This is a genomic window from Caulobacter sp. X, assembly GCF_002742635.1.
Classification (GTDB): domain Bacteria; phylum Pseudomonadota; class Alphaproteobacteria; order Caulobacterales; family Caulobacteraceae; genus Caulobacter.
On record NZ_PEGF01000002.1, the window covers coordinates 631,792 to 647,228 of the forward strand.

At 67.9% G+C, this 15,437-nt stretch carries 11 protein-coding genes; 5 read left to right on the top strand and 6 right to left on the bottom strand.

The annotated features are described in order from the left end of the window. The first annotated feature begins 145 nt into the window (after positions 1-145). Positions 146-826 carry an FABP family protein gene (locus tag CSW60_RS15255; protein ID WP_099538174.1) on the top strand — a complete coding sequence of 227 codons (681 nt, stop codon included), beginning with the start codon at positions 146-148 and terminating at the stop codon, positions 824-826. 135 nt (positions 827-961) lie between these two features. Here the strand turns inward: CSW60_RS15255 and CSW60_RS15260 are convergent, their stop codons facing one another. The 4 genes from CSW60_RS15260 to CSW60_RS15275 all read right to left on the bottom strand — a co-directional run bounded on the left by CSW60_RS15260 (position 962) and on the right by CSW60_RS15275 (position 6,376). Beyond that, entirely contained in the window at positions 962-2,077 is a 1,116-nt protein-coding gene (locus CSW60_RS15260; RefSeq protein WP_099538175.1) for a hypothetical protein, read from the bottom strand. 97 nt (positions 2,078-2,174) lie between these two features. Next, positions 2,175-3,410, bottom strand: coding sequence for a TetR/AcrR family transcriptional regulator (locus CSW60_RS15265; RefSeq protein WP_099538176.1), 1,236 nt, complete (start codon positions 3,408-3,410; stop codon positions 2,175-2,177). Positions 3,411-3,655: 245 nt separating this feature from the next. Then, the gene (locus tag CSW60_RS15270) at positions 3,656-4,288 is read right to left on the bottom strand and encodes a VOC family protein (protein ID WP_099538177.1); all 633 of its coding nucleotides are present in this window, start codon (positions 4,286-4,288) and stop codon (positions 3,656-3,658) included. 168 nt (positions 4,289-4,456) lie between these two features. After that, positions 4,457-6,376 carry an ATP-binding protein gene (locus CSW60_RS15275; protein ID WP_099538178.1) on the bottom strand — a complete coding sequence of 640 codons (1,920 nt, stop codon included), beginning with the start codon at positions 6,374-6,376 and terminating at the stop codon, positions 4,457-4,459. Positions 6,377-6,496: 120 nt separating this feature from the next. Between CSW60_RS15275 and CSW60_RS15280 the strand changes: the two genes are divergently transcribed. The 4 genes from CSW60_RS15280 to CSW60_RS15295 all read left to right on the top strand — a co-directional run bounded on the left by CSW60_RS15280 (position 6,497) and on the right by CSW60_RS15295 (position 13,126). Then, positions 6,497-7,723 (top strand): serine hydrolase, encoded by a 1,227-nt coding sequence (locus CSW60_RS15280; protein WP_099538179.1) that lies wholly within the window; start codon positions 6,497-6,499, stop codon positions 7,721-7,723. A gap of 527 nt (positions 7,724-8,250) precedes the next feature. Further along, positions 8,251-10,329, top strand: coding sequence for a 3-hydroxyacyl-CoA dehydrogenase NAD-binding domain-containing protein (locus CSW60_RS15285; RefSeq protein ID WP_099538180.1), 2,079 nt, complete (start codon positions 8,251-8,253; stop codon positions 10,327-10,329). Between the two features lie 144 nt (positions 10,330-10,473). Beyond that, positions 10,474-12,021, top strand: coding sequence for a class I adenylate-forming enzyme family protein (locus CSW60_RS15290; protein WP_099538181.1), 1,548 nt, complete (start codon positions 10,474-10,476; stop codon positions 12,019-12,021). A gap of 121 nt (positions 12,022-12,142) precedes the next feature. After that, positions 12,143-13,126 carry a DegT/DnrJ/EryC1/StrS family aminotransferase gene (locus tag CSW60_RS15295; RefSeq protein ID WP_099538182.1) on the top strand — a complete coding sequence of 328 codons (984 nt, stop codon included), beginning with the start codon at positions 12,143-12,145 and terminating at the stop codon, positions 13,124-13,126. Between the two features lie 139 nt (positions 13,127-13,265). Here the strand turns inward: CSW60_RS15295 and CSW60_RS15300 are convergent, their stop codons facing one another. Then, positions 13,266-14,285 (bottom strand): adenosine deaminase, encoded by a 1,020-nt coding sequence (locus CSW60_RS15300; RefSeq protein ID WP_099538183.1) that lies wholly within the window; start codon positions 14,283-14,285, stop codon positions 13,266-13,268. Between the two features lie 167 nt (positions 14,286-14,452). After that, a complete protein-coding gene (locus tag CSW60_RS15305; protein ID WP_099538184.1) occupies positions 14,453-15,349 on the bottom strand; it encodes a pirin family protein in 897 nt (298 codons plus the stop codon). Positions 15,350-15,437: the final 88 nt, after the last annotated feature.

Sequence of the window (15,437 nt, forward strand, 5' to 3'; positions counted from 1 at the left end):
CCCTCGTCGAACGTATCGGCGAAGCTTGTGGCGCCACGATTTCGATCCCGTCATGAACACCTCCTATACGCGGTCGAGACGCCGCCGGACGAAACCGACCCCGCCAAGCTTGACCTCAGGCGGGATGTGATAGACCCAAGGACGCATGAACGAGTTCCCAGACGACATCTTCACCGAACCGGAAGACGTGGATCCGGACACCCTGGCCAATCTGGGGCCGCTGACCCGGCTGGCCGGCGTCTGGGAAGGCCGCAGGGGCGTCGACCTGAACCCCAAGGCCGAGGGCCCGGAGCGCCGCGAGTTCCTCGAGCGCATCGAACTGCACCCGATCGACCCGCAGGCCAACGGCCCGCAGCTGCTGTACGGCCTGCGCTACCACATCCACATCGTCGCCTCGGACGAGGACACCACCTTCCACGACCAGATCGGCTATTGGCTGTGGGAGCCGGCCACGGGGCTCATCATGCAGACCCTGGCGATTCCGCGCGGCCAGGTGGCGCTGGCCAAGGGCCAGGCCAACGCCGACGGCTCGGGCCTGTCGGTGCGCGCCGAGCGGGGCGGGCCGGGCTACGGTATCTGCTCGACCGACTTCCTGGAGTGGGCGTTCCGCACCGACTCCTACCAGCTGGACGTCCGGTTCGAGGCCGACGGCGGCTGGTCTTACGTTTCGACGACGATGCTGCAGGTTCGCGGCCGCGACGAGCCGTTCAAGCACGTCGACCGCAACACCCTGGTCAAGGTCGGCGAACCCAAGCCCAATCCCAGCGCTCGCATCGCGGCTGGCGAGAGCCTCGTCCAGGCGCACGGGTTTCTGACGCTGGGGTGAATGGAAACCCTCTCCCAAGGGGAGAGGGCGGGGCCGCCGCGAAGCGGTGGGAGGGTGAGGGGAGTCTCGCCTCGACGATCAGACACCCCAGCCCCTCACCCCTACCCCCCTCTCCCAAGGGAGAGGGAGGCGCTCTTACAAATAATCCAACAAGCTCGGCGGTCCCGCCATGGACCCATCCGCGTTGAACATCTGGCCCAGCTTGTCGCGCGAGGCCTGGAGCTCGACCATCTTGCTGTAGGTCTGCGGCGTCCAGCCGGCGGCCTGGCGCTCCTCGGCGGTCATGCCGGCGTAGCGGGTGATCATCGCCTTGCCGAAGCCGCCCTCGTCGCTGCTGGTCGACTGGTAGCTGGCCTTGATGGCGGCGCTGTCGCGCGAGCGGATCTCGATCTGGGCCATGCGGGCCTCGTGAGCCGAGAACTGATCGTCCTGGTTCAGGGCCACCGCCGCCAGCGAGCGGTCGTCGAAGCGGCGGAAGTCGATGTCGCCGCTGTCGGGGCTCTTGGCCGCGTCGGGATGCACCGCCAGCGAATACTGCTTGTCGAGGGCGGCGCGGACGTCGGTCGCGACCTTGCCGAAGTCGCGGGTCTTGGCGCCGGCCACGACGCCGCCCGCTTCGTGCATATAGGCCGCGACGCTGTCGTTCTGGACGCCGACGGGGGCCAGGCCCGGGCGGGATATGGCCTGGCCGCGCGCCTCGACCAGGGCCGCCCGGTCGCGGCTCCAGGCGGCCGAGGCCTTCTCCTCGGGGCCGGCGGCGTCCATCTGGTCGATGGCGGTCTGGTAGAGCGTGGCGTAGTCGCCGGTCAGCCGCGCCTGGGCGGCGGGGGCGGCCAGCGTCTGGTCGTTCTGGGCCTTCAGCGCCAGGGACGCGACCACCTGCTGCTCGATCGGAAAGCCGCCGCCCTGGTTGCTGGCCACGGCGTACAGCGTGCGGCGGTCCAGGCCCGACACGTCGATCGTCGGATCGCCGTCCTTCAGCGCGGTGGTGGTCTTGGCCGCCTTCAGCAGCGCGGCGATCTGGGCCTTGGCCTCGGCGACCACGCCCTCGGTCGTGCGGGAGTCGGTCTGGGCCCTCAACGCGGCCTGGGCGGCGGGCGAGAGGGTGACGTTGACCGCCGGGGTGTTGATCGTCGGGCTCTGGTCGCGGGTCTGGCCATAGCCGGTCGCCTGGTTGGCGCGCTGCGTCGCCGTCTGGCCGGCGGTCAGGCCAGGCGCGTAGGTCGACGAATACGGATTGATCGTCGTCATGCGGCGAGACTCAAGGCGAATCAGTGCCTTGAGGGTATCAGGCGAGGGCGACGCCACCTAGTTTATGGTTAATGTGTCGCAACACTTTGGGCGGCGACTACCCCAGCACGCCCGTCAGCAGCGGCCGGGCGAACAGCTCGGCGGCTTCCTCGCCGTCCAGGCCGGGCACCCAGGTCGGCAGCGAGGCCGCCGCGTTCAGCATCGAGTTGATCATGTGGGCGGCGATGCTGGGGTCGATCGGGCGGATCGAACCGTCGGCGATCCCGTCGGAGATGATCGAGGCGAAGCGCTGCCAGCCGCGCATATAGCCGTCGGCCATGTCGCCGCGCAGGGGCTCGGGCAGGGCGCCCAGCGACGAGGCGCGCAACAGCGGCCCGTGCTCGGACAGCTGGTAGCTGGTCAGGCCGGCGGCGGTCGAGGCCAGCTGGGTCCAGCTGTCGGCCCCGAGGGCCCGGGCGTCCAGCTGCGAGCGGCGGGTGACCGTGAAGGTGCGCTCGAAGCACTCGGCGACCAGGGCGTCCTTGTCGTCGTGGTGGTGGTAGAACGAGCCCTTGGTCACGTTCAGGGCCGCCGAGATCTCCTCGACCGAGGCGCCGCGATAGCCGCGCTGGTTGATCAGGCGGGTGGCGGCCACCAGGAAGGTCTCGCGCCACTCCAGGCCGTCCTCCGACAGCGGCGTCGGGTCGGGCAGGGGGCGCGGCGCCCAGGCGCGGCCGTCCGCCGGCAGGCCGTTCAGCAGGATGTCGCCCATCCGGTCGCGCACCCGGCCATAGTCCTCGACGTCGTAGCGACGCAGCCAGCGGCCCGACCAGAACACCTGCTCCATCAGGAGGTGGGCGCGGGCGTTGCGCTGGCGCTTGTCCAGATGCGCCAGGGACGGGTCGTCGAAGAAGCCGCGCACGCGGCGGAACAGGTTGTTGAACGCCTCGACCACCGAGCCGCGCACGGGCTCCTTCAGCGCCTTGACCTCGGCGAAGCTGGTCAGGGGCGTGGCCTCGCCCAGGCGCACCCCGCGATGCAGGTCCAGATAGAGGTCGAGGAACTTGACGATGCGGTCGGCGGGCGAGCCTTGGGCGGCGGCCTCATCGACCATGGCTTCCAGGCGCTCCAGGCCGCGCATGAAGCAGGCGGCGGCCAGGTCGTCCTTCTTGCGGTAGTAGTAGGTGACGCTGGTGGTGTTGAGGCCCACCTGGGCGGCGACGTCGGCCAGGGTCATGCCGCGCACGCCCTGGCGGTTCAGGATCGCCGTGGCCGCGGCCAGGATCGTCTCCTTCTTGCGGGCGTAGCGCGCCGTCGCCGCCCCGCCGATCCGACCATCGTCCATCGAACTCACCCCAAAAACGCGCGGGCCAGGAGCCGGCGCGATCGGACGTTCCGCCTATCTAGGCGTCCGAGGCGCGGCCCGAAAGACCATCCCTTCCGTAGAGGGATAATCGCCTCCCCTAGCCTCAGGGTTTGTCAGGAATGTTTCAGGGGGTAGCGCTACCTGGGCGCCGCTCGTCCTTGGGTCGTTTCGTAAAGGCCTGTCGGCGACGCCGGGAGACGGAGTGCCGAGGGCCGTTCAGGTGGCTAGCGGTCCTAACTCGCGCCCGCGAAAAGTATCAGGTTTCCATCCGGGTCGCGGACGATGAAGGTGCGTGCGCCCCAGGGCTCGCTGCGCAGGGTCTGGTGGAAGGTCACTCCGGCGGCTTGAAGCTCTAGGAATAAAGGCTTGGCGTCGTCGAGTGTCAGGGTCGCGGACAGGGCGTCAGGCTCGTGAGCGCGAAAATGTTCGGAAAATACGGGCCCGTCGACGCGACGCAGGTTTAGTTTCGCGCCGTCGCGCGCGACCTGAGCATAGAAGGCGGGCTCACCGGAGGTGAACACACGGCGGAAGCCGAGCTTCTCCTCATAAAACGCAAGAGAGACCGCCATGTCAGACACGAAGAGCTGCGGTTCGGCGGCGATAATGGCCGAGGAGGACGACGGGTTTGCAACTGGCATGGATGAAAGGCCCTTGGTTAGCGCCAACCAGGTCTCGAATCCCGCCTTCCTCGCGACGAGTTCCTGAGCGTCGCTAAGCTTGAAGGGCGAGGCCAGGATCTCCTGGTCCGTGAGGCCGCTATAACGCGGCAGCAGCGACCTGATCTGGTTCGCGACGGGCAAATACCGTTCGCGATGCCAACGGAGATGGAGCTTGGCCTGCTTGCGCAGATTTTCGAGATTCAGCATGGGCGCGTTACGATTGAGGTGTCGTAGGCGGGCTTAGCCCTTCCGGTGTCAGAACCGATGCGCCCTACAGCAACCCGGGAACCTTACGGATGCGGCTTTCGCAGGTCAACGTCCGCAATGGGGCGTAGGTCTCCAGGATCCCGATCACAACCGGACCTTCGGACCGCCCTAAGACGCCTTCAGCGTTCCGCTCCGGTCCGCCGTCAGCACCTGGATGATGGCGCGCGCCAGGGCGGCGGGGGAGAGGGGCTTGGCGATCGCGCCGTCCATGCCGGCGGCCACGTAGCCGGCCTGCTGGTGGGCCATGGCGTTGGCGGTCATGGCCAGGATCGGCGCGGTTCCGATCGGGGCGGGCAGGGCGCGGATGCGCTGGGTGGCCTCGACGCCGTCCATGCCCGGCATCTGGATGTCCATCAGGATCAGGTCGAAGCCCTCGCGCGCCATGGCCACGCCCTGGACGCCGTCCTCGGCCAGGCTGACCTGGGCGCCCAGCGCCTCCAGCATGCGGCCGGCGATCAAGCGGTTGGTGGCGTTGTCCTCGACCAGCAGCACGCGCAGGCCGGCGAACAGCGGGGCCTCGTCGTCGTCGTCGTGGGTCTCGACCGGCGCTTCTCCGACCTCGGCCTCGATCTCGATCCAGAAGGTCGAGCCCTGGCCCGGCGCGCTGTCGAAGCCGACGTCGCCGCCCATCAGCTCGGCCAGGCGCCGGCAGATCACCAGGCCCAGGCCCGAGCCGCCAAAGCGCCGGGTCGTCGAGCCGTCGCCCTGCTTGAAGCGTTCGAACAGCTTGGCGGCGGCCTCGGGCGCGATGCCGACGCCGGTGTCCTCGATCTCGTAGCGCAGACGAACGTGGTCGCCCTCGCGTCGGCCCGTCAGCCGCGCCACGACGCCGCCCTCCAGGGTGAACTTCACCGCGTTGCCCAGCAGGTTGAACAGGGCCTGGCGCAGGCGCAGCGGGTCGGTGTTGACCCAGCCGAGGTCTCCAGCCGTCTCCACCCGCAGGTAGAGCCCCTTGGCCTCGGCCTGCGGGCGCAGCATCTCGGCGACGCCGCGCAAGAGCTCGGCCGGCTCGGTCGGCTCGTCGGCCAGCTCCAGCTTGCCGGCCTCGATCCGCGAGACATCGATGATGTCGTTCAGCAGCTGGGACAGCATCTCGCCGCAGTCCAGCGCCTCGTTCAGCAGGCGGCGGCCGTCGGCCGACAGCCGCTCCTTCTTCAGCAGGTGCAGCACGCCCAGCACGCCGTTCATCGGGGTGCGTATCTCGTGGCTCATATTGGCCAGGAACTGGCTCTTGGCGTCGGCGGCGGCCAGGGCCGCGTCGCGGGCCTCGACCAGTTCGGTGACGTCCTGGCTGATGCCGATCACGTCCCAGGTCTCGGGACTGGCGCCGCGCACGCCGCGCCAGGACGAGTGGATGTGAGCCCAGCGGCCGGTCGGCGGGTCCAGGTAGCGGTAGTCGATCTCGACATGCTCGCCGCCGCGCAGGGTGCGCGACAGGGCCTCCCAGGCGCGATCGCGGTCGTCGGGGTGGATCGACTCCGTCATCTCCGAGACCGACATGGTCCGCACGCCGCCCTCCGGATGGCTGGGGGTCGGGATGTCCTGCTCGAAGACGTAGATCCCCTTGCGGGCGTTGAAGCGCCAGACATAGACGCCGGTCGCGGTGCGCAAGAGCTCGTTGGAGCGCTCGGCCTGCTGGCGGGCGATGTTGCGGGCGCGTTCCTCGGTGCGATCCTGGAAAACGATCAAGAGGTCGCCGCCTTCCAGCACCTTGGACTGCGAGCGCACCCACAGCCAGCCGCCGCCCTTGCGGGCCAGGCGATGCTCGGCGGTGGCCTGGCCGCGCGCCTCCAGGATGCGGCCGATGTCCTGGATGATCGGCGTGTCGTGCAGATGGAAGAAGTCGTGCATGTGCCGGCCCAGCGAGTCCTCGGGGCTCCAGCCGGTGGCCTGGGTCCAGGCGGGATTGACGCGGGCGATGGTGCGGTCGTGCAGCACGACGAACATGTCGAGGCTGTTCTGGAAGAACCAGTCAGCGGCCGCCGCTTCGATCCTTGAGGCAGCCCCCGCGTCCAAGTGCTTGCCCATCCTGATTCCCTCGTCTTCAATTAGGATGCGCCCATCCGGGTAAAGTTTGGGTTGCGACGGAACGTCGCGCTCGCTTTTTCGGGCGACGCCAAGAAGACAACGCACAAGGGGAGTGAAATCTTGAGTACGCCTGAAGCCGTGGGAATGTCGTCCGAGCGCTTGAAGCGCATCGATGGCTTCATTCAGTCCAAATATATCGACAGTGGAAAATTGCCCTGCGCCCTGACCCAAGTCTGGCGGCGCGGCCAGCTAGCCTACACATCGGTGCTGGGACAGGCGGATGTCGAGCGCGGAAAGCCGCTGAAGGCCGACAGTCTGTTCCGCATCTATTCGATGACCAAGCCGATCACCAGCGTCGCCTTCATGATGCTGGTCGAGGATGGCCTGGTGGCGCTGGACGATCCGGTGCATCGCTTCATCCCGGCCTGGCGGACCCTGGGCGTCTTCAACGGCGGCGTGCAGGGCGCCTTTCTGACCAAGCCGACCGTCGAGCCGATGCGGATGATCGACCTGCTGCGGCACACGGCGGGCCTGACCTACGGCTTCCAGCAGCGCACCAATGTCGACGCGGCCTATCGCAAGCTGAAGCTGGACGGGGTGGACAGCGAGGGCGGCCTCCAGGCCTTCGTCGACGCCCTGGGGACCGTGCCGCTGGAGTTCTCGCCCGGCGAGTCCTGGAACTATTCGGTCGCCACCGATGTGCTGGGCTATCTGGTCGAGACGATCTCGGGCCAGCCGTTCGACGTCTTCCTGAAGACCCGCATCTTCGATCCGCTGAAGATGGTCGACACCGGCTTCTTCGTGCCCGAAGGCCAGCGGTCGCGCTTCACCGCCTGCTACGCCCTGACGCCGTCGGGCAAGGTGGTGCTGCAGGACGACCCGGAAAAGAGCCGCTTCCTCAGCGATCCGTCGTTGAAGTCGGGCGGCGGCGGCCTGGTCTCGACGGCCGACGACTACATGCGTTTCTGCCGCATGCTGCTGAACGGCGGCGAGCTGGACGGCGCGCGGCTGCTCAGCCCCAAGACCATCAAGCTGATGACCATGAACCACCTGCCCGGAGGCCAGGAGCTGACCCAGCTCTCCAAGTCGCTGTTCAGCGAGGCCGTGTTCGAAGGGCTGGGCTTTGGCCTCGGCTTCGCCATGACGGTGGATCAGGCGCGGACCAAGAACCTGGGCTCGCTGGGCGAGTACTTCTGGGGCGGCATGGCCTCGACCGCCTTCTGGATCGACCCGGTCGAGGATCTGGCGGTGGTGTTCATGACCCAGCTGATGCCGTCCAGTTCTTACCCGATCCGGCGTGAGCTGCGGACGCTGGTGTATTCCAGCCTGACCGAGGCGGCGGCCTAAATCCTCCCCCTAGCGGGGGAGGTGGCGCGAAGCGCCGGAGGGGGAAGTCCTGCTGACCCTGCCTCTTCCCCCTCCGTCGTCTCTTCGAGCCGACACCTCCCCCGCTAGGGGGAGGATTGCTCCCTAAAAATCCGGCGCGGGAGGGGGGGCTCCCGCGCCGAGGGGCACACCGAAGTCGGTCGCGCCGGGGGGAGGCGCGCCGCGCTCGCCAAGCACGGACTTCGAAACGTCGGGACGCGTGCAAGGCGCGTCCAAAGCCCGTGTCTCACCGCGAACGCACCGGACAGTCGCGATCCTTCCTGCGGAAATAAGGACACTATTCCGCCCGCCGCCGGCGCTCTGACGGCCCGCGCGATCACGACTGAAACTATTGTTCGAATTTGCAGTATGGAGATGCTGTCCGTCAACGGCGGGCGCCTCCGAATTGGGCGCCGTTACGGCGCTCTGGACATCTTCGCTGGGGCGTGCAGGGTTTCTCAAACGGTTGTTCAAGCCGAAATCAACTTAAGAGCAAGGGTGGAAGCCGCATGGCCGCGATCAACGCCGTCACTGATTTCTCCGTGGAAGGCGACATCGGCGTCGTCACGCTGAACTCGCCGCCGGTCAATGCCCTGTCGGCCGTGGTTCGCGAGGGGCTGAAAGGCGCCTTCGAGGCCGCCATCGCCGATCCGGCGGTCAAGGCGATCGTGCTGATCTGCGACGGCAAGACCTTCATCGCCGGCGCCGACATCACCGAGTTCGGCAAGGCCATGACCGGCCCGTCGCTGCAGGACGTTCAGAACACCATCGAGAATTCGCCCAAGCCGGTGGTCGCCGCGATCCACGGCACGGCGCTCGGCGGCGGCTTGGAAGTCGCCCTGGTCGCGCACTACCGCGTCGCCGTCCCCTCGGCCAAGGCGGGCTTGCCGGAAGTGAACATCGGCCTGCTGCCCGGGGCCGGCGGCACCCAGCGCCTGCCGCGCATCGTCGGCGTCGAGAAGGCGCTGGAGATGGTGACCAGCGGCCAGCACGTCCCGGCCAAGGCCGCCCACGCCATGGGCCTGTTCGACGAGCTGGTCGAGGAAGGCAACCTCCGCGACGGCGCGATCGCCTTCGCCCGCAAGGTCGTGGCCGAGAACCGTCCGCTGAAGAAGGTCCGCGAGCTGAACGACAAGGTCGAGGCCGCGCGCGGCAAGCCCGAGATCTTCGCGAGCTTCCGCAAGGCCAACGCCAAGAAGTTCCGCGGCTTCATGGCCCCCGAGAACAACATCAAGTGCGTCGAGGCGGCGGTGAACCTGCCCTTCGACGAGGGGCTCAAGGAAGAGCGCCGCCTGTTCATGGAGCTGATGACCGGCACGCAGTCGGCCGCCCAGCGCTATGTGTTCTTCGCCGAGCGCCAGGCCGCCAAGATCCCGGACGTGCCGGACGACACCCCGACGATCCCGGTCAAGAAGGTCGGGGTGATCGGCGCCGGCACCATGGGCGGCGGCATCGCCATGAACTTCCTGAACGCCGGCATCCCGGTGACGATCATCGAGGCCAAGCAGGAGAACCTCGAGCGCGGCGTCGGGATCATCCGCAAGAACTACGAGAACACCGCCAAGAAGGGTCGCCTGACCCAGGACGACGTCGAAAAGCGCATGGGCTTGCTCACGCCCTCCATGGAGATGGAGGCCCTGGCCGACTGCGACATGATCATCGAGGCCGTGTTCGAGCTGATGGAGATCAAGAAGGAGGTCTTCGCCAAGCTGGACAAGATCGCCAAGCCCGGCGCGATCCTGGCCACCAACACCTCGTATCTCGACGTCAACGAGATCGCGGCCGTGACCAGCCGTCCGGAGAGCGTGATCGGCACGCACTTCTTCTCGCCGGCCAATGTCATGCGCCTGTTGGAACTGGTGCGGGGCGACAAGACCTCCAAGGAAGTCATCGCCACCTGCATGAAGCTGTCCAAGGCCATCGGCAAGGTCCCGGTCCTGGTGGGCGTCTGCTACGGCTTTGTCGGCAACCGCATGCTCGCCCAGCGCCAGCGCGAGGCCCAGAAGCTGATCCTGGAAGGCGCCATGCCCTGGGACGTCGATCGGGTGCTCTATGACTTCGGCCTGCCGATGGGGCCGTTCGCGATGAGTGATCTCGCCGGCCTCGACATCGGCTGGGACCCGGCCAAGACCAGCTCCTCGACCGTGCGCGAGGTGCTGTGCGAGATGGACCGCCGCGGCCAGAAGAACGGCAAGGGCTTCTACGACTACGACGAGAACCGCAACGCCAGCCCCTCGCCGGTGGTCGAGCAGGTGATCCGCGACTTCGCCGAGAAGCGCCAGATCCAGCGCCGGACGATCACCGACCAGGAGATCCTGGAGCGCTGCCTCTATCCGATGGTCAACGAGGGCGCGAAGATCCTCGAGGAAGGCAAGGCCATCCGCGCCTCGGACATCGATATCGTCTGGATCAACGGCTACGGCTGGCCGGTCTATCGCGGCGGCCCGATGTTCTGGGGCGAGCTGGTGGGCCTCGACAAGATCCTGGCCAAGATGAAGGAATTCCACGCCGAGCTGGGCGACGACTTCAAGCCGTCGGCCCTGCTGGAGCGGCTGGTCGCCGAGGGCAAGGGGTTCAAGGACGCGTAACTCGTCTCCCCTCCCCCTGATGGGGAGGGGTAGGGGTGGGGTGATGCGGCGGTTGAAGCCGCGCCCCCACATCCGACGGTGTCACCCCCATCCCCAACCCTTCCCCCATCCAAGAGGGAAGGGGGTTTTGTAGAGGCGTTTCCCATGTCCACCCTCGCCGCCATGATCGCCGCCGACTACGGGACCATCGGCGAGATCCTGCGGATCCGCGCCCAGGAGAATCCCGACCGCCTGGCGGTGGTGATGGAGACCGGCGAGGCCGTCACCTACGCCCAGTTCGACGCCCTGGCCGACCGGGTCGCCGCCGCCCTGCAGCGCGATGGCGTCCAGCCCGGCGAGGCCGTCGCCGTCTGCGCCCTGTCGTCGATCCCCTATGCCGCCCTGTTCCTCGGCGCGCTGCGGGCCGGCGTGGCGGTCGCGCCGATCGCGCCGTCCTCAACGCCCGAGGCCATCGCCGGCATGGTCGCCGACTGCGGGGCCAAGCTGTTCTTCCTCGACGCGGGCGTGGCCCAGGCCCAGAAGCCCGCGCCCGTCCCAGTCCGCCAGATCGCCCTGGACGGATCTTCCGCCGGCGAGGCCTTCGACGCCTGGCTGGCGCCGGAGGGCGCGGCGCCCGAGCCTGTCGTGATCGAGCCCAAGCACCCGTTCAACATCATCTATTCCAGCGGCACGACCGGCACGCCCAAGGGCATCGTCCAGTCGCACGGCATGCGCTGGAAGCACATCTTCGTCGGCGACACGATCGGCTACGCTCACGCGCCGGTCAGCCTGCTGTCGACGCCGCTCTATTCGAACACGACGCTGGTCTGCTTCTTCCCGACCCTGGCCGGCGGCGGGACCGTCGTGCTGATGAAAAAGTTCGACGTCGTCCGCTATCTGGAGCTGGCCCAACAGCACCGCGTCACCCACACCATGCTGGTGCCGGTGCAATACCGCCGGCTGATGGAGCACCCGGACTTCGACCGTTACGATCTCTCGTCCACGCGGATGAAGTTCTGCACCAGCGCGCCGTTCTCGGCCGAGCTGAAGGCGCAAGTGCTGCAACGCTGGCGCGGCGGCCTGGTCGAGTACTTCGGCATGACCGAGGGCGGCGGGACCTGCATCCTGATGGCCCACGAGCATCCGGACAAGCTGCACACGGTCGGCCGTCCCGCGCCCGGCCACGACATCCGCCTGATCGACGAGGATGGCGTCCAGGTCGGCCCCGGCGTGGTCGGCGAGATCGTCGGCCGCTCGGCCTCGATGATGAACGGCTATCATGGCCGCGCCGACAAGACGGCCGAGGCGACCTGGATCTCGCCCGAGGGCTGGACCTTCATCCGCACCGGCGACGTCGGCCGGTTCGACGAGGACGGCTTCCTGACGCTGATGGATCGCAAGAAGGACATGATCATCAGCGGCGGCTTCAACATCTATCCGTCCGACCTGGAGGCGGTGCTGGCCACCCATCCGGCGGTGGTCGAGGCCGCCGTGGTCGGCGTGCCCTCCGACGCCTGGGGCGAGACGCCCGTGGCCTTCGTCGCGGTGCGTGGAGACGTCGAGCCGGAGGCCATCCGGACCTTCGTCAACGACAAGGTCGGCAAGACCCAAAGGCTGGCGGAGGTTCGTTTCGTCGACGCCCTGCCGCGTAGCCATATCGGCAAGGTCCTGAAGCGCGAACTGCGCGAAACCTGGCAGAAATCGCCTAGCTGATAGACAAATTTGCCGCGACGGCGCGCCGCATTAGGGGCGGCGGAATCGCTGGATACCTTTGCTTAACCATAAGGCGCGGCCCCATGGGTCGCCTGGTTCTTAGCGGATCCAAGTTCACGCCATGCTGCCCAAGCCCTTCGCCGCCTCGACCCTGTCCTCGCCCGTTCTGGACCACGCTTCGGTGGGTCTTGAGCCGGTGGATTTCGACGCGGTCGCCAAGGCCTTGGGCGCGCGCGGCTACGCCTCCGATCTTGAACAGCGCCTGGCCAGCCGTTTCGCGCGTCCCGTCCGCGCCCGCGCCTTCACCGACCGGACGACGACCGTCGCGGCGGCGCTGAAGGCCCTGGGCGTGCGGCCCGGCGGCGTCTGCGTGGTTTCGGCGCTGGCCGATCTGGAGACCCTGGCCGGCGTGGCCGCGGCCGGCCTGACGGCCTGGCTGGTCGACGTCGATCCGTTCAGCGCCATGTTCGACACCCGCCACCTGCGCGAGCGCCTGCCCCACGCGCCGGGCCCGCTGGAAGCCATCGTCCCCGCCGCCGCCCACGGCCGCGCGCCCGACATGCGCGCCTGGGCCGCCTTCCGCGACGAGACCGGCCTGCCGGTGCTGGTCGACGCCTTCGGCGCCTTCGACGTGATGATCGAGGCCCCCGTGCCGGTGCTGATCGGCCTGCCCAGCGGCGAGGGCGTGTTCGTCGCCTGCGAGGACGCCACGCCGGTCAACGCCATCGAGGCCCGCCCCTTCGTCGGCGACGACGGCGTGGCCGCCTGGGCCCGCCTGCGCCACCGCCTGTGCGCCACGGCCCAGCAGCTGCGGGTGCTGCTGCTGGACAGCGGCGTCAGTTTCCAGCCGGGCTGGGGCATGAGCTGGATTTCCCCGACCTGCGCCCTGACTCTGCCTGGCGACGACGCCGGGACCGTGGCCTGGAAGCTGCGCCAGGCGGGCGTGCCGGCCAGCTGCGCGGTCCGCGACCTGACCGTGAAGGCCGACGACACCCCGACCGCCGACCACATCGCGGCGTCCACCGTGATGATTGAGCTCGATCCAGGGCTGGATATCGAAGGCCTGGACCGGCTGTGCGACGCGCTGCGGGAAGCGCTGGCTTAGAAGGCCTCCTCTCCCTTGGGAGAGGGGTAGGGGAGAGGGGCTAAACCGTCAGCCCGTCGTAATCCCTCACCTCCCACCGCTACGCGGCGGGTCCCTCCTCTCCCAGAGGGAGAGGGGTCTTGAAAGTGGGAGAGGGTTCTTAGTGCGCCGCCGCGTAGGCCTCGACCTTCGCCACCCGCTCGGCCTTCTCGGCGTCCGACAGGAACGAGCCTTCGAAGCTGTTCTTGGCCAGGGTGACGATCTCGTCGCGCGTCAGGCCCACGGCGTCGGCGGTGGCGAGGTAGTTCTCCAAGAGATAACCGCCAAAATAGGCCGGGTCGTCGGAATTGACCGTGGCCTTCAGGCCCAGGCTGAGCATCTTCTTCAGCGGATGGACGTCGAGGCTGGGCACGCCGCACAGCTTCAGGTTCGACAGCGGGCAGACGGTCAGGGTCACGCCGTCCTTGACCAGGCGCGCGGTCAGGGCCTCGTCCTCGAGGGCGCGGTTGCCGTGGTCGATGCGGTCGACCTTCACGAGGTCAATGGCTTCCCAGACATATTCCGGCGGGCCTTCCTCGCCGGCGTGGGCCACGACCTTGAGGCCGAGGTCTCGGGCCGCCTGCATGACGCGGGCGAACTTGGCCGGCGGATGGCCGACCTCTGAGCTGTCCAGGCCGACGCCGGCCAGGGAGGCTAGCCACGGCTTGGCCTGCTCCAGCGTCTCGAAGGCGGACTCTTCGGAGAGATGCCGCAGGAAGCACAGGATCAGCTTGGAGGTGACGCCCAGCGTCTTCTCGGCCTCGGCCATGCCGGCCAGCAGGCCCTTGATCACCGTGTCGAACGCGACGCCGCGGTCGGTGTGGGTCTGGGGATCGAAGAAGATCTCGGCGTGCGTGCCGCCATCGGCCGCCAGGCGCTGGAAGTAGGCCAGGGCCAGGTCCTTGAAGTCGGCCTCCGTGATCAGCACGCCCGCGCCCTGGTAATAGATGTCCAGGAAGTCCTGCAGGTTCGAGAACTGATAGGCCGCCCGGATCTCGTCGACCGACTTGTAGGGCAGAGTGATCCCGTTGCGTTGCGCCAGGGCGAACATCAGTTCGGGTTCGAGGCTGCCCTCGATGTGCATGTGCAGCTCGGCCTTGGGCAGGCCGCGAACGAAGGTGGCGAAAGCTGTGTCGGTCATGGGGGAGTTATGGGCTTCCTAGCCAAGCCCTTTCAACCGTCTCCTTCTCCCCTTGCGGGAGAAGGTGTCAGCGGAGCTGACGGATGAGGGGTTTCTGGGCGACCTCAGCGCAACCCCTCACCCGGCCCTGGCGGGCCACCCTCTCCCGAAAGGGAGAGGGAAGAGACTCACGACATCGGCGGCGCGGGCGGCGGCGGGCCTTCGGGCAGGGGGATGAACTCGTCGTGGTCGAGGTCGGGCAGCTTCATGCGGCCGGCCTTCCAGTCGGCCTTGGCCTGCTCGATGCGGTCCTTGGACGAGGAGACGAAGTTCCATTCGATGAAGCGCGGGCCAATCGGCTCACCGCCCATCAGCATGACGGTCGAGCGCTCGAGGGCCTTGAAGACCACGGTGTCGCCCGGCGCGAAGACGGCCATCTGGGCGGTGGTCAGCTCGCGACCGTCGACCTCGACCCGGCCCTCGGCGACATAGGCGGCGCGCTCGGAATATTCGGCGGGCAGGGCGGCGGTGGTCCCCGGCTCCAGCTCCCAGTGGACGTAGAACAGCGGCGAATAGACCGGCACGTTCGACTTCGCGCCAAAGGCCTCGCCGGCGATCAGCCGCGCCTTCAGTCCGCCCTCCTCATAGTAGGGCAGGTCGCCCGAACCTTCGTGGTGGGTGAAGCTGGGGTCGATCTCCTCGAACTCCTTAGGCAGGGCGATCCAGGCCTGCATGCCGTCCATATGGCCGCCGTGTTCGCGCAGGCCCTCGAAGCGTTCGGAGTGGGTGATGCCGCTGCCGGCGGTCATCCAGTTGACCTCGCCCGGCTTGATCACCGCCAGTGAGCCGACGCTGTCGCGGTGGGTGATCTCGCCCTGGAACAGGTAGCTGAGGGTCGACAGGCCGATATGCGGGTGCGGGCGCACGTCGGCGTCCTTGGCGAAGCCGGGCTGAAAGGTCGCCGGGCCCATGTGGTCGAGGAAGGTGAACGGCCCGACCATCCGGTGGGCGTGGAACGGCAGCACCCGCCCGACCTCGAAATTGCCGAGGTTTTTGCGGCGGGCTTCGATGACGAGATCGATCATGGGAACTCCAGCGGTGTATCGGCCGGAGCTTAGCGGGCGGGGGCGGGGCCCGTCTTGTCCAAAAGGGTGGCCGAAACCCGCCTTTCCG

Bases quoted from the DNA above. Each gene is read 5' to 3' on its own strand.
- CSW60_RS15255 (WP_099538174.1), top strand. From the start codon at position 146: ATGAACGAGTTCCCAGACGACATCTTCACCGAACCGGAAGACGTGGAT.
- CSW60_RS15260 (WP_099538175.1), bottom strand. From the start codon at position 2,077: ATGACGACGATCAATCCGTATTCGTCGACCTACGCGCCTGGCCTGACC.
- CSW60_RS15270 (WP_099538177.1), bottom strand. From the start codon at position 4,288: ATGCTGAATCTCGAAAATCTGCGCAAGCAGGCCAAGCTCCATCTCCGT.
- CSW60_RS15275 (WP_099538178.1), bottom strand. From the start codon at position 6,376: ATGGGCAAGCACTTGGACGCGGGGGCTGCCTCAAGGATCGAAGCGGCG.
- CSW60_RS15285 (WP_099538180.1), top strand. From the start codon at position 8,251: ATGGCCGCGATCAACGCCGTCACTGATTTCTCCGTGGAAGGCGACATC.
- CSW60_RS15290 (WP_099538181.1), top strand. From the start codon at position 10,474: ATGTCCACCCTCGCCGCCATGATCGCCGCCGACTACGGGACCATCGGC.
- CSW60_RS15295 (WP_099538182.1), top strand. From the start codon at position 12,143: ATGCTGCCCAAGCCCTTCGCCGCCTCGACCCTGTCCTCGCCCGTTCTG.
- CSW60_RS15300 (WP_099538183.1), bottom strand. From the start codon at position 14,285: ATGACCGACACAGCTTTCGCCACCTTCGTTCGCGGCCTGCCCAAGGCC.
- CSW60_RS15305 (WP_099538184.1), bottom strand. From the start codon at position 15,349: ATGATCGATCTCGTCATCGAAGCCCGCCGCAAAAACCTCGGCAATTTC.